19 protein-coding genes and 1 pseudogene are annotated in these 26457 nt (G+C 45.7%); 7 read left to right on the top strand and 13 right to left on the bottom strand.

Annotated features, from left to right (window positions below; all coding sequences use genetic code 11):
- Positions 1-34 precede the first annotated feature (34 nt).
- Positions 35-553 carry a disulfide bond formation protein DsbB gene (gene dsbB, locus Vt282_RS08565; protein WP_162063139.1) on the top strand — a complete coding sequence of 173 codons (519 nt, stop codon included), beginning with the start codon at positions 35-37 and terminating at the stop codon, positions 551-553.
- A 264-nt stretch (positions 554-817) separates the two neighbouring features.
- Here dsbB and Vt282_RS08570 read toward each other — a convergent pair whose 3' ends face one another.
- Both Vt282_RS08570 and lrp read right to left on the bottom strand, forming a co-directional pair.
- Complete coding sequence (locus Vt282_RS08570; protein ID WP_162063140.1) at positions 818-3991, bottom strand: DNA translocase FtsK; 3174 nt, start codon at positions 3989-3991, stop codon at positions 818-820.
- Positions 3992-4227: 236 nt separating this feature from the next.
- The gene (gene lrp, locus Vt282_RS08575; protein ID WP_006710825.1) at positions 4228-4722 is read right to left on the bottom strand and encodes a leucine-responsive transcriptional regulator Lrp; all 495 of its coding nucleotides are present in this window, start codon (positions 4720-4722) and stop codon (positions 4228-4230) included.
- A gap of 154 nt (positions 4723-4876) precedes the next feature.
- On the opposite strand from lrp, the gene ald reads away from it, so the two are divergent.
- Positions 4877-6001 carry an alanine dehydrogenase gene (gene ald / locus Vt282_RS08580; RefSeq protein ID WP_162063141.1) on the top strand — a complete coding sequence of 375 codons (1125 nt, stop codon included), beginning with the start codon at positions 4877-4879 and terminating at the stop codon, positions 5999-6001.
- A 155-nt stretch (positions 6002-6156) separates the two neighbouring features.
- Here ald and yfbV read toward each other — a convergent pair whose 3' ends face one another.
- The gene (gene yfbV, locus Vt282_RS08585) at positions 6157-6609 is read right to left on the bottom strand and encodes a terminus macrodomain insulation protein YfbV (RefSeq protein ID WP_162046074.1); all 453 of its coding nucleotides are present in this window, start codon (positions 6607-6609) and stop codon (positions 6157-6159) included.
- A gap of 465 nt (positions 6610-7074) precedes the next feature.
- Between yfbV and Vt282_RS08590 the strand changes: the two genes are divergently transcribed.
- A complete protein-coding gene (locus tag Vt282_RS08590) occupies positions 7075-8271 on the top strand; it encodes an acetate kinase (RefSeq protein ID WP_162046073.1) in 1197 nt (398 codons plus the stop codon).
- Positions 8272-8402: 131 nt separating this feature from the next.
- Positions 8403-10556 carry a phosphate acetyltransferase gene (gene pta, locus Vt282_RS08595; RefSeq protein ID WP_162046072.1) on the top strand — a complete coding sequence of 718 codons (2154 nt, stop codon included), beginning with the start codon at positions 8403-8405 and terminating at the stop codon, positions 10554-10556.
- A gap of 100 nt (positions 10557-10656) precedes the next feature.
- Here the strand turns inward: pta and Vt282_RS08600 are convergent.
- Positions 10657-11930 (bottom strand): annotated as a pseudogene (locus Vt282_RS08600) (MgtC/SapB family protein).
- Between the two features lie 170 nt (positions 11931-12100).
- Here Vt282_RS08600 and Vt282_RS08605 point away from each other — a divergent pair.
- A complete protein-coding gene (locus tag Vt282_RS08605; protein ID WP_162046070.1) occupies positions 12101-12352 on the top strand; it encodes a DUF3081 domain-containing protein in 252 nt (83 codons plus the stop codon).
- 48 nt (positions 12353-12400) lie between these two features.
- On the opposite strand, the gene Vt282_RS08610 is transcribed toward Vt282_RS08605, so the two are convergent.
- Both Vt282_RS08610 and Vt282_RS08615 read right to left on the bottom strand, forming a co-directional pair.
- On the bottom strand, positions 12401-15448 hold the full coding sequence (locus Vt282_RS08610; RefSeq protein ID WP_162063142.1) for an efflux RND transporter permease subunit: 3048 nt from the start codon (positions 15446-15448) through the stop codon (positions 12401-12403).
- Positions 15448-16554 carry an efflux RND transporter periplasmic adaptor subunit gene (locus Vt282_RS08615; RefSeq protein WP_232055040.1) on the bottom strand — a complete coding sequence of 369 codons (1107 nt, stop codon included), beginning with the start codon at positions 16552-16554 and terminating at the stop codon, positions 15448-15450. Before Vt282_RS08615 ends, Vt282_RS08610 begins: the two co-directional genes overlap by 1 nt.
- A 142-nt stretch (positions 16555-16696) precedes the next feature.
- Here Vt282_RS08615 and Vt282_RS08620 point away from each other — a divergent pair, with 142 nt between their 5' ends.
- Positions 16697-17296, top strand: coding sequence for a TetR/AcrR family transcriptional regulator (locus Vt282_RS08620; RefSeq protein WP_162046067.1), 600 nt, complete (start codon positions 16697-16699; stop codon positions 17294-17296).
- A gap of 86 nt (positions 17297-17382) precedes the next feature.
- On the opposite strand, the gene Vt282_RS08625 is transcribed toward Vt282_RS08620, so the two are convergent.
- The 7 genes from Vt282_RS08625 to Vt282_RS08655 all read right to left on the bottom strand — a co-directional run bounded on the left by Vt282_RS08625 (position 17383) and on the right by Vt282_RS08655 (position 25344).
- Complete coding sequence (locus Vt282_RS08625; RefSeq protein WP_162063144.1) at positions 17383-18327, bottom strand: glutathione S-transferase family protein; 945 nt, start codon at positions 18325-18327, stop codon at positions 17383-17385.
- 178 nt (positions 18328-18505) lie between these two features.
- Complete coding sequence (oppF, locus tag Vt282_RS08630) at positions 18506-19498, bottom strand: murein tripeptide/oligopeptide ABC transporter ATP binding protein OppF (RefSeq protein ID WP_162063145.1); 993 nt, start codon at positions 19496-19498, stop codon at positions 18506-18508.
- A complete protein-coding gene (gene oppD, locus Vt282_RS08635) occupies positions 19495-20466 on the bottom strand; it encodes an ABC transporter ATP-binding protein (protein WP_162063146.1) in 972 nt (323 codons plus the stop codon). Before oppD ends, oppF begins: the two co-directional genes overlap by 4 nt.
- A 27-nt stretch (positions 20467-20493) precedes the next feature.
- Positions 20494-21396, bottom strand: a complete 903-nt coding sequence (gene oppC, locus Vt282_RS08640) for an oligopeptide ABC transporter permease OppC (RefSeq protein ID WP_162046063.1) — start codon at positions 21394-21396, stop codon at positions 20494-20496.
- Between the two features lie 15 nt (positions 21397-21411).
- Positions 21412-22332, bottom strand: a complete 921-nt coding sequence (oppB, locus tag Vt282_RS08645) for an oligopeptide ABC transporter permease OppB (RefSeq protein WP_162046062.1) — start codon at positions 22330-22332, stop codon at positions 21412-21414.
- A gap of 118 nt (positions 22333-22450) precedes the next feature.
- On the bottom strand, positions 22451-24079 hold the full coding sequence (locus tag Vt282_RS08650) for an ABC transporter substrate-binding protein (RefSeq protein ID WP_162046061.1): 1629 nt from the start codon (positions 24077-24079) through the stop codon (positions 22451-22453).
- Positions 24080-24624: 545 nt separating this feature from the next.
- A complete protein-coding gene (locus Vt282_RS08655; protein ID WP_162046060.1) occupies positions 24625-25344 on the bottom strand; it encodes an SDR family oxidoreductase in 720 nt (239 codons plus the stop codon).
- A gap of 155 nt (positions 25345-25499) precedes the next feature.
- On the opposite strand from Vt282_RS08655, the gene Vt282_RS08660 reads away from it, so the two are divergent.
- Positions 25500-26396 carry a LysR substrate-binding domain-containing protein gene (locus tag Vt282_RS08660; protein WP_162063147.1) on the top strand — a complete coding sequence of 299 codons (897 nt, stop codon included), beginning with the start codon at positions 25500-25502 and terminating at the stop codon, positions 26394-26396.
- The last annotated feature ends 61 nt before the right edge of the window (positions 26397-26457 follow it).

A 26457-nucleotide genomic window follows, 5' to 3' on the forward strand; every position in this document is an offset into this window, starting at 1 on the left:
GAGCTTTTTTATTTTGTAAAATAAGGACATGATTTTGAACTTCCTCGCCACGCTGAAAAGCTTTTCACAAAGCCGCCTTTCTTGGGCACTGCTTCTTGGCTTTATCGTCTTCTTTGAAGCATGCGCTTTATTCTTCCAACATGGGATGAAACTAGCACCTTGCGTAATGTGTATCTATGAGCGCGTTGCGATGATGGGCGTTGGCGGAGCCGCCATTATCGGCCTGCTAGCTCCACAAAACCCTCTAGTGCGTTGGACAGGATTGGCAGCATGGGGTTACGCCGCTTATCGTGGTCTTGAACTTTCAATGCAGCATGTCGAGTACCAATTCAATCCATCACCATTTGCAACGTGCGACGTGTTTGTACAATTCCCTAGCTGGGCACCACTTAACCAATGGGCGCCTTGGATGTTTGAAGCGTCTGGTGATTGCTCTGAGATCTCTTGGCAATTCCTAACTCTCTCAATGCCACAATGGCTAGAGATCATTTTTGCCGGTAACCTAATTGCACTCGCGTTGATTGTCGTTTCACAATTTGTGAAGAGCAAATAAGAATCACAGCGCATAGTCGTCGCCGTGCTTTAAGATATTAGATAGGAGAGCCGAGATCGCTCAACGCTCTACTTGAAATGAAGAAAAGGGTTGGTATTAATGCCAACCCTTTTTTTATGACCAAAACTGCCGTACTCATCAAAGCAACGTTAATTCTCTATACGACCAAATTTCTTGCCACTCTCGCCTTCTCATCTCTAAGCCCTACGCAGATAAAAAAACGCAGGGGTTACCTGCGTTTTTATTTTCCAAAGCGTGCTAGTTTTAGTTCATATCCCGGCCGGGAGCTGGCGCCAATACTTCGCGGTTGCCATTGTGCCCAGGGGCACTCACAATGCCTTGCGCTTCTAATTGCTCAACAATACGTGCTGCGCGGTTGTAACCAATCTTAAAGCGGCGCTGTACCCCTGAAACCGAACCACGGCGCGATTGCACAACGTGCTCAACCACTTGGTCAAACAGCGGATCGATATCTTCGTCTGCTTCCATAGTTTCACCTGGAAGTAAGCTTTCTGGGCCTTGGTCACCACTAATGATTTCTTCAATGTAGTTTGGTTTACCGCGTGCCTTCCAGTTGTTCACTACCGCATGCACATCATCGTCTGATGCAAATGCGCCGTGTACACGAATGGTATGGCTTGAGCCAGGCGGCAAGTACAGCATATCACCCATACCCAATAGTGATTCTGCACCACCTTGGTCGAGAATGGTACGAGAGTCGGTCTTAGTCGATACCGTAAAGGCCACACGAGTAGGAATGTTCGCTTTAATCAAACCGGTAATTACATCCACCGATGGACGTTGAGTTGCAAGAATAAGGTGAATACCTGCTGCACGCGCTTTTTGCGCCAAACGAGCAATCAATTCTTCTACTTTCTTACCCACCACCATCATTAGGTCGGCGAATTCATCCACGACCACCACGATATAAGGCAGTTTCTCCAGTAATGGCGCTTCTGCATCCATACTGTCGCCAGGTTGCCATAATGGATCATGAATCGGATGGCCCGCTTCAGCCGCCATCTTAAGCTTATCGTTAAAGCCTTTAATGTTTCGTACACCCAGTACCGACATCAGCTTATAACGACGTTCCATTTCACCCACACACCAACGCAACGCATTAGACGCATCTTTCATGTCAGTAACAACTTCGGCCAATAAATGCGGAATACCTTCGTAAATAGAAAGCTCCAACATTTTCGGGTCGATCATGATAAAGCGCAGATCTTCCGGTGATGCCTTGTAGAGCATACTTAGGATCATGACGTTTACACCGACTGACTTACCTGAACCCGTAGTACCGGCTACAAGTACGTGAGGCATTTTGGCGATGTCCGCAATGACCGCTTCACCCGCGATGTCTTGACCTAGTACGACTGTGGTTGGTGATTTGGCATCCATAAACACTTGGCTACCTACCACATCTGAGAAGTACACGGTTTGGCGACTCATGTTTGGTAGTTCAAGACCCACATACGGCTTACCCGGAATCACCTCAACCACACGTACTGCCATCGCTGAGAGTGAACGTGCTAAGTCCATTGAAAGGCTTGAAATACGGCTTACTTTTACGCCCGGTGCTAAATCCAGCTCAAAACGAGTAATCACCGGCCCTGGGAAGATATCCACTACCGTTGCCTGAATTTTGTAATCTGCCAGTTTCGATTCAACTAGACGAGCAATGTTTTCCAGCGCTTCACGATCAATAAAGTTTTCACGTTTTTCTGGGTGATACAAAAGGTCTAAGGTTGGTAACGGCTCAGTCGGTTTTGGCAAATTCACTTCTTGTTGCACCAAGAATGGGTTTTGCTGCGCAACCACTTTAGCTTGAGCATTAGCGACCAATGATTGGAATGCTGCCGCATCTTTATCTTGCTCGAGCTCTTCCTCATCTACTTCTTGCCACTCGGGCTGCGTATTGTGCTCAGGAACAGTTTCTACTGTAGTAGCTTCAGACGCCTCTGTGTTAACAGGGTTAACTTGCTGATCATCTAGCTCAGTCAAATCCATGGAGCTAATCACAGGTTCAATGTGTGTTGGCGTCGGATCGATATTTTGTGAAATAGCCTCTAGCGTTTGTTCATCAATCAACGGTTGACGTGCTGGCTCTACCTCATCAATGTTGTTCCAAGGCAAATCATCCACCGAGTTCAATTCATCAATTTGGCTCGATTCAGCATCATAGCTATCATTTGTCGGCTCTTGGTAAGCAGTCGTCGCGACCTCAGGTTCTGCCGACTGCTGCATCCACGGAGCTTGTTGCTGATCCGCCATATCATTGGCGTTGCTCGCATCATTTTCCAGCTCTTCAATGGTGGCATTAAGCTGACGAGTGCGCTCTACTTGAGGTTCATCTGCGTAGATATCCTCACCATTCACCACTTTCTTTGGTTGTTCTTGAATAGCTTGTTCTTGAACGGTTTGCTCTTGGAACACTGGCTCTTGAACTGGCGATAAGGCGATTTCACTGACAGGTTCATGATTATATTCGATGTCGTCGACACCAGTATTGCTCATTAGTGGATCCGCTTGGCTCCAACGCAGATCGCTACCAAGCTGTGGTTCACTAATTGGCAAATCTGCGACGTCTAATGGTTCGGAAAATGATTCCGCCGCCATAGCAGGCACAGACGCCGCTGCAACCGCTGCTGATTCAGGCATATGGATATTGTAACGACGTGGCTCAACAACCTGCTCATCCGTCGGCTGTGTCTTCGCCGTCAACGGTGCGCGGTTTACCACGTCTAAATCGCCCACTTCTTTCAATTGTGCTTCCATGACTTCGTCACGTTCACCACGAATTTTATTCACCACAAAAGTGAAACAGGCAATACCAAACTCACCAAGCGAATCAACAATCGACAGCCAAGAGATTCCGGTTAAAAGCGTAAAGCCCGCGCCCCACATAAACAGCAACACGAGAGTCGTTCCCAACACATTCAGTGTTGGCAGCGCCAAGCTGGTTAGAACATCACCGATCACGCCACCCGATGAGAAATACCAAATGTCATCAAAGTTGATATCAGCCAAGCCACAGCTGCTAAGAATTAGAATGGTCAAGCCGAGTAAACGTGTACCCCACAAGACAAAATCGAGTTGTTCATCGGCATCACGTTTACGACAAATGATCCAAAATGCGAGTGTGATGATAATCGGCAAGACATACGCGAGCGAACCAAAGCCAAAGAAAAGCGTATCCGCAAGCCAGGCACCAATCGGGCCGACCACATTAGACACATCCCCACCCCACGCAGTTTGTGACCAAGAAGGGTCTGCGGGGTTGAATGACATGAGCGCGATCGATAGAAAAATAGAAGCCAGTACAGCCAGAATCAAGCTGCACTCTTTTAGACGCTGAGAGCCCGTTAATCTAGAAGGCTCGGTCTCTTCACCCGTCTTTATTATTGTTTCGATTTTATTGCTGTTCTTTTTGAACATAACCAACTTTTCTTTCAGTAAAAAAATAGCCCGAGCAGCATCGCCACTCGGACTATAGATTTAACCATATCAAAGTTAAAAACCCAATTGTCTAACGTCAGAATATGGGAAGGATTTTCCTTTAACGTTAGATATATCGCTTATTAAGTGAACGCTTGCCTCAAAAGTGCATACTCAGCGAACAATCCCATCCTCGCTGAGCCAAATTTAATTGGCAAAATCGCTCAAAAAAGCCATTAACGAGTCTTAATCACTAATTGGTTCGTTTGTTTAACTTCTTCCATTACTACGTAAGTACGTGTGTCATTCACACCAGGCAAACGTAGCAGTGTGTCACCAAGTAGTTTACGGTACGCACCCATATCAGCTACACGAGTCTTCAATAGGTAGTCAAAATCACCAGAAACAAGGTGGCACTCTTGAATATCATCGAGTTTTTGCACCGCAGTATTAAATTGCTCAAACACATCTGGTGCACCGCGGTTTAACGTGATTTCTACAAAAACTAATAGAGAGGCATCGAGATATTGAGGGTTAAGTAACGCGGTATAACCGGTAATATAACCTTGACGCTCTAGACGTCGAACACGTTCTAAACATGGCGTTGGTGATAGACCAACACGTTTAGAAAGTTCTACGTTTGAAATACGACCATCTTTTTGCAACTCATTAAGAATGTTGCGATCGATACGGTCTAGATCCTTGGACGGCTTCTTATTGTTGTCTGCCATGTTTTATTCCACCTTTTTACTTCCTTGCAAATACATACACTACATCTTTTAAATATTTAGCAACCAATGTTAAACATTTGACTGTATACTAGATATTAACTCGACAATACTACCCTACATAGTTATTACAACCAAAAACTAATGAGGAGTCAGGATGATCATTGGCGTACCTAAGGAAATTAAGAACCACGAATACCGTGTCGGCATGATCCCAGCAAGCGTTCGCGAGCTCGTATCTCAAGGCCACCAAGTTTTAGTTGAAACCCAAGCCGGGGCAGGCATCGGATTTTCCGACGATGATTACATCGCTGTAGGCGCATCCATTCTTCCTACTGCTACAGACGTTTTCGCGCAAGCTGAAATGATTGTAAAGGTAAAAGAGCCTCAAGCAATCGAGCGAGCCATGCTGCGAGAAGGACAGATATTATTTACATATCTCCACCTAGCACCAGATTTTCCACAAACTGATGAGCTAATCAAGAGCAAAGCCGTCTGTATAGCCTATGAGACTGTAACAGATAATATGGGTCGCTTACCACTATTAGCACCAATGTCTGAAGTTGCTGGTCGTATGTCAATACAAGCTGGGGCACAAACCCTAGAAAAATCTCATGGTGGCTGCGGCCTCTTGCTTGGCGGGGTTCCTGGCGTAGAACCGGCTAAGATTGTCGTCATTGGTGGTGGTGTTGTAGGTGCAAACGCCGCAAGAATGGCCGTTGGTTTGCGTGCTGATGTAACGATTCTTGATCGAAATATCGACACACTTCGCAAATTAGACGAAGAGTTTCAAGGTCGGGCAAAAGTTGTTTATTCAACAGAAGATGCTATCGAGAAGCACGTTCTCGCCGCCGATTTAGTGATTGGTGCTGTTTTGATCCCTGGAGCCGCTGCGCCGAAACTCGTTACCAAAGCGCATATTGCAAAAATGAAACCAGGGGCAGCCATTGTCGATGTGGCGATAGATCAAGGCGGCTGCTTTGAAACTTCTCACGCTACGACCCATGCAGACCCAACTTATATCATCGATGATGTGGTGCATTACTGCGTAGCCAACATGCCTGGTGCGGTAGCACGAACGTCTACCTTTGCGCTAAACAACGCAACATTACCTTATATCGTCAAACTGGCTAATAAAGGCTATCGCCAAGCGCTACTCGAAGACCAAGGATTCCTCGAAGGCTTGAACGTAATACATGGAAAAGTCACTTGTAGAGAAGTGGCAGAGACATTCAACCTCGAATACGTAGAGGCTGAAAAAGCAATTGCTATGCACAGCTAGGAAATAGAACTTCTAAGTGCAGAAGGCGTGAACACAACGCGTATCACGTAGTCGTGAGATACGAAAAAGGTTGGCATTAGCCAACCTTTTTGTTTATTCGTATTTATTTGAGGGTGAGGCTGAGCCGAGCTGCCTATCCTCTTAAACACTCCACGTTAGAACCATCTCTCTAACGATGTCTTATCCAACTGACGAAATGCACGGTTAAGAAGTTGCGCCAATTCTTTGTAGCGCGGACGCGATTTCATCGGTTCTAACGCAAAACCACTTTCAACAATCTTATGGTGAATTTCTCGGTACCACCCAGCGAGTGCTGGAGGTAACTGTGTATTTGAGCGATTACCTAACCACCACATACCTTGCACCGGCATACTGATAGCAAACAATGCAACAATCACTGCCTGAGGCAACGCTTGGAAATTAGAAAAGGCCATTTGAGTCAACACACTGATAGCCGCGACTGCTGGCATCACTTTCATGCCAAAGCGAGTGGCTTTGATGATGCGCTGCTCTGGAAACAGTTGCGCAAGCTCTTTTCGCATCGGCCAAGTATCCATGTACTTTTGACCGTCACGTAAGCTGTGAACGATACCGACTTTATTATTCATAATACTTTCTCACTTCCAGTTTAGGGCGACTCACTAAAAAGAGTTGAAAGATTCAACTAAACGCGTAAAATTTGACTAAAGTTAATATTCTTTCAAAATTTTTTGTTATATTGCTTTATTATCGCTATCCTTGGCACACCCTCAATCTCATTGTTGCTCTTATTTACAATTTAGGCAACTGTGAGGTTCGTCTGCAAGGATTGCACAAGTTGATTGCTTGGTAAAGCAACCTCCTTTTTATATACGGATTTAAAGTTTTTTAGTTGCAAGTAGTACGCAGTTAATAGAAGACTCGTCTATTCTTGTGATTGATTTTCATCCTAACTGATTTTGATATCTAATGATTGAAAATCAGAGCTGGGGATAAGCATAAAGGTTCACTTCTAATGAATGTGAGCCTTTTTACGATAAGCCAGCACTGCTTTTTGATTACAGATAACTCAGACGATTAACAGGTAGTCATACATGTCTAAGCTAGTTTTAGTTTTAAACTGCGGTAGTTCTTCTCTTAAGTTCGCTATTGTTGATGCAGAAACAGGTGCAGAGCACCTAACAGGTCTTGCAGAGTGTCTAGGTCTTCCAGAAGCTCGTATGAAGTGGAAACTTGACGGCAAGCACGAAGCTCAACTCGGTGCGGGCGCAGCTCACGAAGAAGCACTAGCGTTCATGGTAGAAACTATTCTTGCTTCTAAGCCAGAGCTTAAAGAGAACCTAGGCGCGATCGGTCACCGTATCGTACACGGTGGCGAGCAGTTCACTCAATCAGCTCTAATCACTGATGAAGTTCTTAAAGGTATTCAAGACGCTGCGACTTTCGCACCTCTTCACAACCCAGCACACCTAATCGGTATCGAAGCTGCGAAACACAACTTCCCAGAGCTTCAAAACGTTGCTGTATTTGACACTGCGTTCCACCAAACTATGCCTGAAGAGTCTTTCCTATACGCTCTTCCATACAAACTATACAAAGAGCACGGCATCCGTCGTTACGGCATGCACGGTACTTCACACCTATTCATCACTCGTGAAGTTGCTAACCTACTAGACAAGCCAGTTGAAGAAGTAAACATCATCAACTGTCACCTAGGTAACGGTGCTTCTGTATGTGCAATCAAGAACGGTCAATCTGTAGATACTTCTATGGGTCTAACTCCTCTTGAAGGTCTAGTAATGGGTACTCGTTGTGGTGACATCGACCCAGCTATCGTATTCCACCTACACGACGCTCTAGGTTACTCTGTTGAAGAAATCAACAACATGCTAACTAAAGAGTCTGGTCTTGCTGGTCTAACTGAAGTGACTTCTGACTGTCGTTTCGTTGAAGACAACTACGGTGAGAAAGAAGAAGCAACTCGTGCGATGGACGTATTCTGCCACCGCCTAGCTAAATACGTAGCTGGTTACACTGCTTCTATGGAAGGTCGTCTAGACGCAATCACTTTCACTGGCGGTATCGGCGAGAACTCTGGCCCAATCCGTGAAATGGTTCTTAACCGTCTAGCTATCTTCGGTATCGAAGTAGACAGCGAAGCTAACCTTAAAGCACGTTTCGGTGGTGAAGGTACTATCACTACTGCAAACAGCCGCATCCCAGCGATGGTTATCTCTACTAACGAAGAGCTAGTTATCGCAGAAGACACAGCGCGTCTAGCTGGTCTTTAATCGAATTAACTGGCTAGCCATCGGCTAGCCAGTTTTCTTCTAGATTAAGCAAAAGGGGCTCAGTACGTTTCTATGCGTAAACGCAGAATCGTAATTGGGCTTTATTTCCAATAATGAAAGGTAATTAGTCGATGTCTCGTACTATTATGCTTATCCCTGCAAGTGCTGGTGTTGGTCTTACTAGCGTAAGCATGGGTGTTATCCGCGCAATGGAGCGCAAGGGTGTTAAGGTTTCTTTCTACAAACCAATCGCACAGCCACGCTCTGGCGGCGATCAACCTGATCTAACTTCAACTATCGTTAGCCGTAACAGCGATTTGAAGATTGGTACTCCAATGCAAATGTCTGTTGCTGAAAGCCTAATCGGTAACGACAACATGGACGAGCTACTAGAAACTGTTGTTGAACGTTACAACCAAATCAATAAAGATGCAGACGTAACGCTAATCGAAGGTCTAGTTCCTACTCGTAAGCACCCATTTGCAAACCAAGTGAACGCGGAAATCGCGGCAACACTTGGCGCAGAAATCGTTCTAGTTACAACTCCAGGTCTTGATAACCCAGCTCAACTTAAAGAGCGTATCGAAGTAGCATGTTCTAACTTCGGCGGTACTAAGAACAAGAACATCTCTGGCGTTATCATCAACAAGCTAAATGCACCTGTTGACGAAGCTGGCCGTACACGTCCAGACCTATCTGAAATCTTTGACGATGCAGATCACGCACAACAAAACGAAATGAAAGTGATGGAAATCTTCAACACTTCTCCAATTCGTGTACTTGGTTGCGTGCCATGGAACATTGATCTAATCGCAACTCGTGCGGTAGACATGGCTTCTCACCTAAACGCTGACATCATCAACGCTGGTGATATCAACACTCGTCGCATCAAGAGCATCACGTTCTGTGCACGTTCACTACCTAACATGATTGAGCACTTCAAACCAGGTTCTCTACTTGTTACTTCAGCTGACCGTCCAGACGTAATCGTTGCAGCAGCACTTGCAGCAATGAACGGCGTTGAGATCGGTGCAGTTCTTCTTACTGGCGGTTACGATATCCCTGAAGAAATCGTTGGTCTATGTAAGCCTGCATTTGAAACTGGCCTACCAATTTTCAAAGCACAAGGTAACACTTGGCAGACTTCACTGAACCTACAAAGCTTCAGCATCGAAGTTCCTGCAGACGACAAAGAGCGTATCGAATTCATCAACGATCACGTTGCAGGTCACATCGACGGCAACTGGATCGAGTCTTTGACTGAAGGCACTCAAAAATCTCGTCGCCTAAGCCCACCAGCATTCCGTTACCAACTAACTGAATTTGCTCGTAAAGCTGGCAAACGCATCGTTCTTCCAGAAGGTGATGAGCCACGTACAGTGAAAGCGGCTGCAATCTGTGCTGAGCGCGGTATCGCAGAATGTGTGCTTCTAGGTAACCCTGACGAAATCCGTCGCGTTGCTGAGCAACAAGGCGTAACACTAGGTGCTGGCGTAACTATCATCAACTCTGATGAAGTTCGTGAAAACTACGTAGCTCGTCTAGTTGAGCTACGTGGCGCGAAAGGTATGACTGAAGTAGTGGCTCGTGAGAAACTACAAGATTCAGTATTCCTAGGCACTATGATGCTTGAGAACGACGAAGTTGACGGCCTAGTATCTGGCGCAGTTCACACAACTGCGAACACTATCGTTCCTCCGTTCCAAATCATCAAGACTGCGCCTGATGCGTCAATCGTATCTTCAGTATTCTTCATGCTACTACCTGACCAAGTATTGGTTTACGGTGACTGTGCGATCAACCCAGATCCAACAGCTGAACAGCTTGCTGAAATTGCTATCCAATCTGCTGACTCTGCAGCAGCATTTGGTATCGAACCACGCGTAGCAATGATCTCTTACTCTACTGGTGAATCTGGTAAGGGTGCAGACGTTGATAAAGTACGTGAAGCAACTAAGATCGCTCAAGAGAAACGTCCTGATCTAATCATCGACGGTCCTCTACAATACGACGCAGCAATCATGGAAAACGTAGCGGCTTCTAAAGCGCCTAACTCTCCAGTTGCAGGTAAAGCGACAGTATTCGTATTCCCAGACCTAAACACTGGTAACACGACTTACAAAGCGGTACAACGTTCAGCTGACCTAGTATCTATCGGTCCAATGCTGCAAGGTATGCGCAAGCCTGTAAACGACTTGTCTCGTGGTGCACTAGTAGACGATATCGTGTACACAGTAGCTCTAACGGCTATCCAAGCAGACCAAGCGGCACAAGCTGCTAAATAATTACGCCTAACTATTTTAGTTAAGTAATTGAAAAGCCTCCGCATAGTGGAGGCTTTTTGTTTTTCAGAGCAATATAGATTTTGTCACATACTGGCAAATGCTAGTTTAACAACACAAACGTTAACGCCCCTACCCCAACACAGCCAACCATCACCGGTGAGACTAAGCGCCAAAGCGCGCGATCGCCAATGCTAATCACCATCCCCATTTTGACAATAGTATTGACCGAAGCGGCAATAAGTATCCCCAGAGCGGCGGTATTCACATCCAAGTAACCAGTACTTTGACGTCCAAGTGCTAACGAGATTGCATCAACATCCGTAATACCGGACAGCGCAGCTAAAATCAGCGTACCCGTATCACCAAACCATTGCGACAACGCATGAGACAGCAGCATGATCACAGCCAGTATCACACCGAAAAACAACGCAGATTGCAACGCTAACGGATTCGATTGCTCTTTCGGCTGCTCAACATGACCAATTTGACTAGTACGCCATATCCACCAAGCAGGCACATATAGAGCCACCATCATCACGGTAACAATCGGCCACAACAGCTTAACTAAGTGCGGATTAATCACGGAGAGCACAATAATCAGACGAGGAAACATGGTGCCGCAACTGAGCAAAATGCCACTCGCTAAAAGCGGGCTTATGCCTTGTTGATTACGGGAAAGGTGCGAGAACTGCAATGTTAGCGCCGTGGATGAACTTAAACCGGCAAATACGGATGTGAATAAAATGCCCCGCTTAGCACCACCAATCTTAATCGCAAAATAACCGACAAACGAGATGCTGGCGATCAGAACCACCATCCACCAAATCTCATAGGATTAAGAGCCTGCCAAGGACCAAAGCCTTGATTAGGCAACAATGGCAGCAGCACGATAGAAATCAGCAATAAACGCAGCGCCGCATCCAGTTCGTACTCTTGCAATTTTTGTAACGCCTGATGCAGCTCTTTTTTGTTATCCAACACCACCGCAGTGATCACTGCCGCCGCTGCCGCGAGTACCGCTTGACCCGATACCGCCAGCACGCCAAGCACATAAGTGACGATTAAGCTCACCACACCTGTAATACTGATGTCGTCACTCTTTTTCTGCTGAATAACAAAGGCAATACACGCCAACATCACCAAAGCAATAAGGACAAAACCAATTAACAGCGGAGAGTAGAGATCACCGACAATCCCGACCAAACCACCAAGTAGTCCCACCAATGAGAAGGTGCGAATACCGGCAACCCGACTGCCTTCCACGCTATTGCGCATCACCCAACCACGCTGCGTGCCGACAATTGCACCAAGCAACAACGAAATAAATAGGTTCCAAATGGTGTGTTGTTCCGCCATCCACGTAGTTACTTCCATACTCACCTACCTGTCGTCGCCGTATTCACATAGTTTAAGTGTATGTTTTTGGTGCTAAGGTTCTGTGAATTGGTTAATAATTCGCTGCCAGCTTGTTGAACAAGATCGCCAATTTGGTTGGCATATCACTGATTTTAAGCCCAAGCTTTAGCTGAAATGGAGGCGTTGAGATGAAAAACGAATTGAACACCAGTAAGGTTTTGCAAGCTTACGAATGTGTGATGAACAATGGCACACCGACAGAGTTAGGAAAAATGTATCAGGGTGTTGAGGCATTTTCAGATTATGACGGCTACACCGTTTTTCTCCGTGGCAATGGGGTTGAGTTGCAAATTGGCTTTCACAACACTTACCAACTCAACTATGAACACACTAAGTTGCGTGACCAATTCCTAGCGAAAATCGCCACCATGGCGAAGTGAGACAAAAAAGCCACCGCAATTGCGGTGGCTTTGTCGATTAGTGAGCGATTACTCTTCTACTCTCACTCTAAAGAACATAGCGTAGAACAGTGGGATGACCACCAAGGTCAGAATGGTTGCAAACAGCAGACCAAACATGATGGTTACCGCCATACTCTTAAAGAATGGGTCGATAAGTAACGGTGCCACACCTAAGATGGTGGTCACAGCGCCTAGCAGCACTGGACGGGCACGACTGGTCGCCGCATCAATAATGGCGAAATACGGTCGCTTACCTTGAGCAATCTCCACATCCGCCTGATCCACCAGTACAATCGCATTTTTCACCATCATACCAATCAAGCTTAGGAAACCAAGGATCGCCATAAACTCGAATGGGGTTTGGAATACAATCAGACCAAAGGTCACACCAATGACTGCCAACGGTGCGGTTAACCAAATAACCAAAGGCTGACGGACGGCGTTAAACATAAACAGCACCGACAGAATCATGGCAGTAAAGCCGTATGGCGCTGATATAACCAAACCAACGTTGGCATCTTTTGACGCTTTATACTCACCGTACCAAGTTAAAGTGTAACCAGGTGGCAATTCCATCGCTTCAATCTTGCTGCGTACATCGTTAAACGCATCAGCAGTCAACACGCCTGGCGCAGGGTCAGCTTGAACGAGAATCGTTGGTATACGATCGATACGACGTAAAATCGCATCTTGCCATACCACATCCACCGAGTTTACCACTTGGCTAACTGGCACAAATCCGCCAATCACATTGCTAAACACATCGGTGTTTTCAACCACGCGTTGATGATTACGTTCGTTCTCTGGTGCACGCACCACGATTGGAATCAGATCATCACCTTCACGGTACACACCCACATTGCGGCCATTTAATGTTTGTGCGATAGCTTGGTTGATTTCTTGAGTCGTCAAACCGAGACGCTGCGCTTTTTCTGCTGAGTAAACTGGGCGAAGTACTGGTACTTGTTGACGCCAGTCATCTTGCACCGCAATTAGCTTAGGATCAGCATGCATAATCGCTTTCGCTTGCTCCGCTAATTGACGTAACACGGCGCTGTCAGGGCCTTTAAAGCCAGCTTCAATTTTCTTACCACCGCCACGACCAAGCATGAATTTCCATACTTTAATCGACGCGTCTGGATATTTAGCAGAAAGCTCATCTTGCAGCTCTACCAATAACGGTGCGATCTTTTTGTAGTCATCGATATCAATCAATAACTGACCGTAACTGGTATTGCGAGCCTCTGGTGCGTAGGTCAACATAAAGCGCAAACCACCACCACCGACAAACGTCGAGATATTCGTCACGCCCTCTTTGGCTTTCACATCTTTCTCAATTTCACCCATCACACGCTCAGTGCGATAGATATCTGAGCCTTGCGGTAAGTAAACATCCACGACAAATTGCGCACGTTGAGAGTCAGGCATAAAGCCCGCTGGAACATAACGTAAGCCGTAAATCGCTACCGCCATCACGCCGATGATCATCGATAACGTCATCATACGGTGGTGTAGAACCCACTGTAGCAATGCCTTGTACATGCGCATCATACGGCCAACTTTGACTTCACCTTTGCTTGCTTTGACTTTTAAGAAATCAAAACAAAGCATTGGGGTCACAGTCACGGCAAACACCCAGCTCAAGAACATGGAGTAAAGGATTACCCAAAATAGCGAGCCTGCATATTCGCCCATATCCGATGGAGATAGACCAATCGCACTAAAGGCAAAGATACCAACAACAGTACCGCCAAGCAGTGGCCATTTAGTTGAATCCACTACCTCAGAAACAATCGTTTCTTTGTCTTCTTCTGGATTTTGTTGCAGTCGCACCAAAATACCATCGGTCACCACGATAGCATTATCCACCAGCATACCGAGAGCGATGATCAACGCACCTAGAGAGATACGCTGCATCGCAATGTCTTCGATAAACATGATGCACAGCGTACCGGCTACGGTAAGTAGCAGTACAAAGCCGATGATGATGCCTGAGCGCACGCCCATAAACAGCAACAGCACGATAAATACGATCGCAACCGCCGCAATCAGGTTATCTATAAAGTTAGCAACCGATGCACGAACCGAATCTGACTGAATCGAGATCTCATGCAGCTCCATGCCAAGTGGACGTTGACCATCAAGCTCTGCTAGACGCGCTTTGACCGCATCACCCATCTCAACGACGTTACCACCAGTCACGTTGGAGATACCAAAACCAATGGCACGTTGACCGTTATAGCGCATCAGCATACCAGGAGGCTCTTGGTACCCACGAGTCACGGTCGCAATATCGCCCAAACGTAATACACGATTGTCGCTACCGACACCAATTTGTAGATTACGCAGATCTTCAAATGAGCCGATATTTGAACTTGGGATCACCGGAATACGCATATCACGCGTTTCGATTGAGCCTGCTACGGTTACGATGTTTTGCTTTTGCAGCACTTGATACACTTGCTGCGCCGACATACCAAATGTTGCTAAACGCTCACTCGAAATCTCAACAAAGATAGTTTCATTTTGCTCTGCCAGTGTAGCGGTTTTGGCAACGCCCGGAACAAGCACAAGTTCACGACGTAATGTATCGACGTAATCTTGCAGTTGCTTTTGGGTATAGCCTTCACCAGTCACGGCATAGAAAAGCGCGTACACATCGGCAAAGTCATCGTTAACGATCGAAGGACCCGCTCCCGGAGGTAATTGACGCTGCGCATCAGAAACCTTGCGGCGAAGTTTGTCCCATACCTGTTGTAGGTCAGCTGCGCTTTTGGCGAACTCAAGCTTGATCTCAACCGTTACCTCAGACATCCCCTGCTTCGATACTGACTTAACTTCTTTCAGCTCTTGCAGCGATTGAACCGCACCTTCGATAACGTCGGTCACTTCATCCGACACTTCTTGTGCCGTCGCGCCAGAATAAGGCGTGTTAATCACCGCTTGGCGAATAACAAATTCCGGGTCTTCAAAACGACCTAACTTGAGGTAGCTGATATAGCCACCGAGCAAAATCAGACCAATCAGCACCCATACGCTGGTGCGCTTGGCAATTGTATAACGAGCAATATTCATTATTTCGCCCCGTTGCTACCATTGCCCATTGGGCGGATTTCCATACCTTCCTGTAGGCTAGACATACCTGCAGTGACAATCTGCTCACCTATTTTTAGGTTGCCTTTGATCACCACGCGGTCACGGCTTAACTCACCCACGTCTACAAAGCGCTTGCTAACTTTGTTATCAGGGCCAACAACCCAAACGTATTGTTTGCCTTGATTGTCTGGCACCACAGCAATAATTGGCACGGTGATCGTTGGATTTTTCACTTGCTGTTGATCTTCAACTGGCAATACTTTTACTGTCATGCCCGGTAGAACGCGGTAGCCATTAACATCATCAAAACCCAGCACCACGGCGTAAGTTTGCGTCACTGGATCGGCTTGAGTCGCGTAAGTACGCAGTGTCAGGTCAAACAGGTGATTTGGAATGCCACTGATTTCTGCTTGCGCTTTATTTCCACCAACAGAAGAAAGCATCACGGTATCAGGTATGTAAATGACCACTTCAAGATCATCTAAATCATGCAAGGTAAACACCGGCGCATTCGCTTGAATTTGCACGTAGTTATCAACAAAACGGCGACCAATAATGCCATCAAAAGGTGCGGTAATTTCGGTGTAATCAAGCTGACGCTGCGCTTCATCACGGCGGTTTTTCGCTAAATTGTAACGCGTAGTAATTTCATCAAGTTGGCTGTTTGAGATCGCCTTACTCTTTTCATAAATCGCTTTGGCACGTTGATATTCAACTTCGGTGTTTTTCAGCTCAAGCTTGGCTGATGCCAGTGCTGTTTGAGCATCACGAGAGTCAAGGCGAGCAAGAACTTGCCCTGCTTTAACGCGATCGCCTTCATTGACCAATAACTCGGTGATAAGACCACCAACACGGAACGATAAGTCAGCTCGTTCTGCAGCGCGTACTACGCCATTAAAACTCAGGCTATCACCGCGTGCAGCAGAAACAACTTCTGTTAGCGCAGGTTTTACAACTGGTGCCGCTACAACTTGTTGCTCCTCTTCGCCACAACCCACAAGGGTTAAGCTCGTAAGCGCTAGACCGACGGCCAAAGCTAAGGACGAAAACGTACCTTTTGTAGTTAATTTGTGTGCGTTTTTCACGGTGGTCTCCAATTGAGAAATTGAGTCACATAAAATAATCATTAAGATAATTTTATTGTAACCCCAATCAAAAGTAAACTCTCGAGTTTACCTTTGAGACAAGTATTGCTAAACTGTTCGAAGATTTAATAAGGAGTTACACATGACACGCTCGGAACAGAAGCGCCTAGCCATCATTCAGGCCGCTAAGCTAGAGTTTATCGAAAATGGTTTTTTGGCCGCCAATATGAACAACATTAGCGCTGCCGCTGAGGTGTCTAAACGTACTTTGTATCGCCACTTTGAAAGCAAAGAACTGCTGTTTGAAGCTGTACTAGAAGATATTCAAAAAAGTATCTCGCGTGACCAAAGTTACTCCTTTGACCCGAGTAAAAGCCTAGAGACTCAACTAAAAGCGATTACCTTTTATGAAATTGATGTGATGTATAAGATGTATGGCATCGCATTGTCACGCACCATCATTATGGAGTTTTTCCGCCAACCGGAGCTGGCTAAAACGGTCACACATAAGCTTTATAGAACGCGTGCCGTCAATGGATGGTTTGAACAAGCTATCGCCGCGAAAATGCTTGACGCGCCATCAGCTGAAACCATTACTTCTGTATTTATGAGCGTGTTTCAAGGCTTGTTGTTTTGGCCCCAAGTACTCGACCTACTCGCGATGCCTGAAGCGGAAGAACTGGAACAAAAAGTGGATTTGATCGTTGCAACGGTATTGCGCACATTTGCGGTAACTAAGTAATCCCACGGTCGTCTCTCGCCAAATATGGTCAGCCGAGGTTGTTTTAGCTGACCATCTGCAACCACATAGCTCAAAATGTCAATTAGTTACAAGCCACCTCGTTGATGAGGCTTTTCTAAGCCCAAATCAGGCCCTTTAGGCACAATTTGGGTTGGATTAATCTTTGTGTGGCTAAAGTAGTAGTGGCGCTTAATATGATAAAAGTCCACGGTCTGTTTAATCCCCGCCACTTGGTATAACTCTTTCAGATAACCATGCAAGTTAACGTAGTCTGCGATGCGTTTTTTATTGCATTTAAAATGCCCCACATACACCGCATCAAAACGCACTAAAGTGGTAAACAAACGCCAATCCGCCTCGGTCAAATGACCACCAACGAGATAACGATTTGTCTCAAGATGTTGATCAATCTTATCTAATGCCGCAAATAAATTATCAAAAGCTTCATCATAGGCTTCTTGTGTGGTCGCAAAACCGCAGCGGTAGACGCCATTGTTGATATTGGGATAAATAAAGCCATTCCACTTATCAATTTCCGCCCGTAACGGCTCAGGATAGTAATCATCACTGTTACCTGTCAGTTGATTAAACTCGCTGTTAAACATGCGAATAATCTCTGACGATTCATTACTCACGATGGTATTGGTGTGCTTATCCCAAAGCACCGGAACTGTCACTCGCCCTGTGTAATTCGACTTCGCTTGGGTATAGATTTGATGAAGATATTGATGGCCAAACAATGGTTCAGGCAAACCAAACTGCCATCCTTTTTCCAGCATATCAGGGCAAACGACCGTTACGTCAATATGCGCCTCAAGACCTTTCAAAGCGCGAAAAATCAGGGTGCGGTGTGCCCATGGGCACGCCAGTGAAACATACAAATGATAGCGACCGCTCTCTGGCTGGAATTCTGCGTTAGGTTGGTTTTGAATCCACCCACGGAAACCCGCATCTTCACGCACAAACTTACCGCCATTCTGTTTAGTTTCATACCAAACATCGTGCCATACGCCTTCCACTAACTTACCCATGCTTGACTCTCCAAAAATTGAATTGAGATCATTATAGGAAATGCACTCAGTGACATAAGTGCAATAAGTTGGGCAAGATGTTCAAATCTTTCTAACGACAGGTCAAAATCATCCAGACAAAAAAAAGCGCGACCTACAAAGAAGTCGCGCCCTAGCCTGTCACCGGCTGAATAACAAATTAGACACTGACATGCAAACAAGACACTGCATGAACATCATTGCCTGTAATCGTTGGTTTTTGTTGTGCGCACTGGTCCGTTGCCTGTGGGCAACGAGTACGGAATACACAACCTGATGGCGGGTTAATTGGTGAAGGCAATTCACCATCCAGCATTTGAATCACTTTATTACGTTCAATGTTTGGATCAGGAATTGGCACTGCTGACATCAAAGCGCGAGTGTATGGGTGCTTAGGATCCGCAAATAGCGCATCTGCTTCCCCCAATTCAACCGCATTCCCTAAATACATCACCAATACACGGTCTGAAATGTGTTTAACTACCGACAAATCGTGGGCAATGAATACCAGCGACAAACCTAACTCTTTTTGTAGTTCTTTTAGTAGGTTTACCACCTGCGCTTGAATCGACACGTCCAAGGCAGATACCGGTTCATCACAGATGATCATCTTAGGTTTTAAGATCAAAGCACGCGCAATACCGATACGCTGACACTGACCGCCAGAAAATTCGTGCGGGTAGCGGTTAATAACGTTCGGTAGCAGACCTACCTTCGCCATCATCTCTTTAACGCGCTCTTTCACTTCTTGCTTAGACAACTCTGGATAGAAAGTCTCAAGCGGCTCGGCAATGATGTCACCTACGGTCATACGTGGGTTCAGTGATGCCAATGGGTCTTGGAAGATCATCTGAATTTCTTTACGCGTTTCACGGCGCTGAACTTCTTTCATGCGCGTTAAGTCTTGGCCTAGCCAAACCACTTCACCGTCAGTGGCTTCAACCAAGCCAATCACCGCACGTGCAAAAGTGGATTTACCACAACCTGATTCCCCTACCACGCCCAGTGTTTCGCCTTCGTATAGGCGCACATTGACACCATCAACCGCTTTTAGCGTCGATGGTTTGGTCCAAGGCCATGCTGATTTGGCTGCGATGCTGAAGTGAACTTTGAGCTCTTTAACATCTAATAATAATTTCTTTTCCATGCTCATTTGCTCCACGCCTCCCACTCAGAAAAACACGCACGTTGACGACCATCACCAAATGGCAGCAGAATTGGTGCCTCTTGTTTACAGCGGCTAAATACGCGATGGCAACGCTCTTGATAAGGACATCCTGTTGGCAAACGCAACAAGTTTGGTGGGTTACCCGAAATGGTTGGTAGCACATCGCCTTCGGTGTCTAAACGTGGAATTGCTTTGAGCAGACCTTCAGCGTATGGGTGAGTTGGGCGATAGAAAATATCATCAACCGTGCCGTATTCCATGGTACGACCGGCGTACATCACTAGCACTTTGTCACAAGAGCCGGCAACCACACCTAGGTCATGCGTAATCATGATGATTGCGGTATTAAACTCACTTTTTAGCTCGTTGAGTAGATCCATAATTTGCGCTTGAACCGTTACATCTAGCGCCGTGGTAGGCTCATCGGCAATCAACAGTTTTGGACGACAAAGCAACGCCATTGCAATCATGACGCGCTGACGCATACCGCCTGAAAATTCGTGAGGGTACATAGTAATACGCTTACGCGCTTCAGGAATTTTTACCGCTTCCAACATGCGCACTGACTCTTCAAACGCTTCCGCTTTGCCCATGCCTTTGTGCAGCATTAAAACTTCCATCAACTGATCGCTCACCTTCATATAAGGGTTGAGCGACGTCATTGGGTCTTGGAAAATCATTGCGATTTGCTCGGCGCGCACTTTATTGAGCTCTTTTTCTGGCAAATTGAGGATCTCTCTGCCTTCAAATTTCGCGCTGCCCGAAATCATACCGTTTTTCGCCAGTAGCCCCATGATGGCAAATACGGTTTGTGACTTACCTGAACCTGACTCACCCACAATACCTAAGGTTTCACCTTGGTTGAGTGAGAAGTTCAAATCGTTAACTGCAGTGACGATACCATCTTGAGTGGTGAATTCGACGCGCAGATCTTTTACATCTAATAAGCTCATAATACTTCCTTAATCTTATCGTTGTGATTATCTGTCTTTCGGATCCAACGCATCGCGCAGACCGTCACCTACATAGTTAAAACAGAACAGTGTTACCACCATAAACAGGGCTGGGAAGGTAAGCTGCCAAATAGCCACTTCCATAGTTTGTGCACCTTCTTGCAGCAGTGCGCCCCAGCTCGTCATTGGCTCTTGAACACCAAGACCAAGGAATGAAAGGAACGATTCCGTCAGAATCATGCTTGGGATCAGTAGCGTTGAGTACACAGCTACAATGCCCAAAACGTTTGGCACAATATGACGAGTAATGATCTTCCATTTACTCACGCCAGATACGTGCGCAGCTTCGATGAACTCTTTGCTACGCAGACTCAGCGTTTGGCCGCGTACGATACGTGCCATATCCAACCAAGCAATTGCACCAATCGCGACGAAAATCAAAATGATATTGCGGCCAAAAAAGGTCACCAATACGATAACCAAAAACATAAATGGCACCGCGTAAAGGATCTCAAGAATACGCATCATTATGCGGTCAGTACGACCACCGATAAAGCCAGATGCTGCGCCATAAAGGGTACCAATCACCACCGCAACCAATGCACCCATCACGCCAACCATCAGCGAAATGCGGCCACCGATTAGCGTACGCACATATAAGTCACGGCCTAAACTGTCAGTACCAAAAAAGTGGTCCATATTCGGGCCAACATGCATCGCGCCCCAGTCCGTATCATCAAATGCGTAAGGTGAAATCATCGGTAAGAAGATCACCGCTAACGTCATCAGCATAAGGATAAACAGACTGACCATTGCGGCTTTGTTGCGCATAAAACGAATGCGTGCATCTTGCCATAAGCTGCGACCTTCAATTTCTAAGTTCTCAGAGAACTTCTCGATCGCTTCAAGGTTTTCTTTTTTCGTTAACATAACCATACGTCCTTGTTAGTAGCGAATCTTTGGATCGATCATTGCCAGCAGAATATCCACGATGGCATTGAAAAGAATAAAGAGGAAACCGATCAGAATCGTTACCCCCATCACCAATGAGTAATCGCGGTTAAAGGCGGCGTTAACGAATAGTTTGCCGATACCCGGAAGACCAAAGATGGTCTCTACCACTACCGAGCCAGTGATGATGCCAACAAACGCCGGGCCCATGTAAGAAACGACTGGCAACAAAGCAGGTTTTAGTGCGTGCTTAATGATGATGTAGCGATAGCTCAACCCTTTCGCACGAGCGGTACGGATAAAGTTACTGTTGAGTGTTTCAATCATCGAACCACGAGTGATACGCGCAAAGGTCGCCACATACAATAAAGACATGGCGATAACCGGCAGAACTAAATACTCAAAACCGCCACCTTGCCAACCACCCGCAGGGAAAATATTCCAGTGCAGTGAGAACAAATAGATAAGCGCTGGCGCCAATACAAACGAAGGTAATACCACCCCTAGCATTGCCGTTGACATAATCGCATAGTCAATCCAGGAGTTTTGACGCAATGCGGCAATCGTACCAATGCTGACCCCTAAGATAACCGTAAAGATAAACGCCACAACGCCAACTTTTGCCGATACAGGCAAAGCAACAGAGATCAGTTCGTTTACTGAATAATCTAGGTATTTAAATGAAGGACCAAAATCACCTTGAATAACGTTGGTCAAGTAGGTGAAGTATTGTTCCATTACTGGCTTGTCCAAGCCGTATTTGGCTTCGATGTTCGCCATTACTTCAGGCGGCAAAGGGCGCTCGCTTGAGAATGGGTTACCGGGTGCGAAGCGCATGAGAAAGAAAGATACGGTGATCAAAACCAACATCGTTGGGATCGCCTCAAATATCCTTTTTGCGATGAATTTAAGCATAAACTCACTCTTCCAGTCAGTGACAGTTAATATTTTTGTATTGCAGATATGGCATGACCCTACACACAATTGCTTGTGTGTAGCGCCGCCATTTTTATAGTTTTAATCTATCGAGTGATTATTCGATGATGTAGAGATCTTTCGAGTAGATCTTCTCTTCTGGGTTGTTAGCTGGGAAGCCGCCAACCTTTGGAGATAGAAGACGAGATTTCACGTACTGATAGATCGGAGCAATCGGCATGTCTTTCGCCATCAGTTTTTCAGCATCACGGTAAAGACCTTGACGCTCTTCTTCTGAAGAAGCTGAAATTGCGTTAGCCATCAACTGATCGTACGCTGCGCTATCGTAGTGAATACCACCAGTGGTGTTGGTACTCTTCATTAGCGTTAGGAAAGAAGACGCTTCGTTGTAGTCGCCACACCAACCAGCACGAGCGACTTCAAAGTTACCTGAGTCTTTCGTTTCTAGGTAGCTCTTCCACTCTTGGTTTTCTAGTGTTACGTCTAGACCCAAAGTCTTCTTCCACATTGAACCCAATGCGATAGCAATTTTCTTGTGGTTTTCTGAAGTGTTGTAAAGTAGCGAGAATTTCAGTGGGTTATCTTTAGTGTAACCCGCTTCTTCTAGCAGACGTTTTGCTTCTGCATTACGCTCTTTTTGCGTCATTTGGCCGTATACAGGCATTTCTGGAGAGAAGCCCGCTGTAATTTCCGGAGTTAGGAAGTATGCCGGTTTTTGACCTTGACCAAGAATCGCGTTAGCGACGATGTCGCGGTCAATGGTGTAAGAGATCGCTTGGCGAACACGTACATCGTCAAATGGCGCTTTTTTAGTGTTAAAGATGTAGTAGTAAGTACATAGGTTACCCACTACAGACAGCGATTCAGGATGTTGCTTCTGTAGACGCTTAAAGTGCTCAAGCGGCAGTTCGTTAGTGAAGTCAATTTCACCAGACAAGAAGCGGTTCATCTCAGTTACTTGGTTTTCGATCGGTAAGAACGTTACTTGGTTCAATACCGTGTGTTCGTTATCCCAGTATTGTTCATTACGCTTAAGTACCAAACGCTCGTTGACTACCCACTTGTCTACAGAGAACGCACCGTTACCAACAAAGTTTTCCGGCTTAGTCCATTGGTCGCCATACTTTTCTACCGTTGCTTTATGAACAGGTTTAGCGGTGGTGTGCGCCATCATCATCACAAAGTAAGGTACTGGTGATTCGAGTTCTACCACAAGTGTGCGGTCATCAACGGCTTTTACACCTAGTGTTGATTTATCTGCTTTTCCAGCGATGATCGGTGCTGCGTTCTTCATCTTGGTGTATTCCATGTACCAAGAGTAAGGTGATGCCGTGTTAGGATCGACTGCGCGTTGGAAGCTGTAAACAAAGTCATGCGCCGTTACCGGATCACCATTTGACCATTTAGCATCTTCGCGTAAGTGGAAAGTAAAAGTTTGGTTGTCTGTCGTTTCCCAAGTCTCTGCCACGCCAGGGATGATACGTCCGTTACCATCTTGGCCCACTAGACCTTCCATCAAATCATTGATTACGTGGCTTTCTGGTACACCTTGTGATTTGTGAGGGTCAATCGTTGCAACTTCAGTACCGTTACCACGCACCAATTCTTGCACTTGAGCGAGTTTCGTACCTGCAGGAACGTCTGCAGCTAGAGAAAGAGGAGAAGTTGCTGCCATTGCTAGGCCTGCGCCTAGAAGCAGAGCTTGAGTGATTTTATTCTTATACATGCGTAAAACTCCGAGTATTTTGTATGCATCCATGACGTCTCTGCATGTCTATTGAGAAAATAGTGTTTTAGAATAGTTTTTGCTCATTTTTGAAGCATTTTAATCTAAAAACACACAGAGATTGCGGACACATTATCAACCCTCGAAGTAATTTGCTATAAAAATGATTTAAAAATTGAATAATTCTTCACTAATTGTCATTTAACAGAACAAATACCTAAATAAATCTAAATGGTCGATATTTAGAGCGATTATCGATTAAAAGGACAGCTCTAAGCACCAACAAGCGCTGACAAACCACATGTATTTAGCACGCAATATCAATTTCAGAGATGTTTTCTTTACATTTATCTCACCAAACCAAGGTGAATCGACATTTTATATATTCACTTTTCTGCATAAAATACTAATCGCGACTAATTTGTCGAATTATCAACCAGATAAAATACGCTTTATTCAAATAAGCCCAATACAACATTTTATTTACATTTAGATCAAAAAAGCCTCTATCAAGATAGAGGCTTTAGACGTCGGACGAGTCCGTGTTATGGCTGTTGGCGTGTTGGCGCTAGCATGATTTCGCGAACACACACACCTTGAGGTTGGTTATAAGCATATTCCACTGCACGAGCGATATCATCTGCAGCAAGTACACCACCCATCTCATCTTTCCAGCTATCGTAACCTGCTTTAATTTCATCTGACGAAGTGTGTGATAGAAGCTCAGTTTCTACTGCACCAGGGGCAATGGTCGTCACACGCACATCAAACGCCGCCACTTCTTCACGTACATTTTCTGAAATTGCGTGTACAGCAAACTTAGTACCGCAGTACGCCGCATGGTTAGGGAAAGTTTTACGACCAGCAACTGAACTGATATTGATGATGGTACCGCTACGACGCTGCTTCATTGGTGCGAGCACCGCTTGCATACCGTTCATTAAACCGATTACGTTAACATCAAACATACGTTGCCATTCTGCAGGGTCTTGCACATCAAGTTGGCTTAAAAGCATCACACCAGCATTATTAACGATACAATCTGTTGGGCCAAATTGCGCTTCGGCTTTAGCAATTGCCGCTTCAAATGATGCCTTGTCTAACACATCTACTTGCTCACACATCGTATTTGGCAGTTGCAGTGCTTCTAAACGCTCTAAACGGCGCGCCACTAATAATAGCGGATGACCTGCAGCACTTAAACGACGAGCAATCGCTTCACCAATACCAGAACTCGCACCTGTAATCACAACCAGTTTTTTCATTTTCGTCTCCAATTAAACTCAGTGCCAGCGTCATTCCGCGGCAATGAAGCTATCTTACTGACAGCTGTATAGTTGATATATAGCGTTTAAGTTCAATCACTGTTGCACAGCTGCAACAATATGAGATACTCACTGTATCAACAGGAGTCTTGCTCATGCTCAACACCGTCAACCTTGCAGATATTCGTACCTTTATATTGATAGCTCAACTGGGCAACTTCACCAAGGCCGCAGAGGCATTAGAAGTCTCCCGCTCCCATGTATCTCGCCAAATCAGTGCTTTAGAAAAACAAATGGGCGTAACACTCCTTACCCGCACCACGCGGACATTACGTCTAACCCAAGCAGGTGAGCGTTTTTATCAAGAGTGTGAACATGCGATGAAGCTGATTGACCAAGCTTTGATCGCTGCAGTTGATGACACCACGAATATTCAAGGCTTGATACGCGTCAATTGTGTAGGTGGTTATCTTGGCGAAGAAATGGTGGCACAAGCAATTGCTGAGTTTATGCAGCTTTATCCTCAAGTTACCATTGATTTGGACTTTTCTAGCCCACGTATCGATTTAATTGAAGATCAATTTGATGTGGCCTTTCGCATGGGTACGATCGACGATGCCGGTTTTATTGCACGCCATCTGATGAATGTTGAGATGGTGACCCTCGCCAGCCCTGCCTATATTGAAGACTATGGTCAACCAATACACCCTCGTGAGTTGATTGATCATCGAACCTTAACCGGTTCAGTAACGAAATGGAGCTTTGTCAATCGAGAGGACGACAAAAAGCATTACGATATCCATGTAAAAGGTAAGCTCACCTGCAAAAACGGTCGAGCCATCATTAAGTCGTGCTTAGCGGGTAACGGCTTAATTCGTGTTCCAAAGGTCTATTGTGATGAGGAGATTCAACAAGGAAAACTGGTTGAAGTGATGCCAGATTGGCACATTGCGACTGTCCCTTTCTCCGTAATTTATCATAAAGACCGATATCAACCTCAGCGTATGCGCTTGTTTATCGATTTCGTCGCTAAATGGTTTGCTAAACTTTAAACCTAATTAGCATTAATTATAATTTTATCAACATGATAAGGAAGCCATGTCGATATTTTTT

Source organism: Vibrio taketomensis (assembly GCF_009938165.1).
In the GTDB taxonomy this organism is placed as follows: Bacteria; Pseudomonadota; Gammaproteobacteria; order Enterobacterales; family Vibrionaceae; genus Vibrio; species Vibrio taketomensis.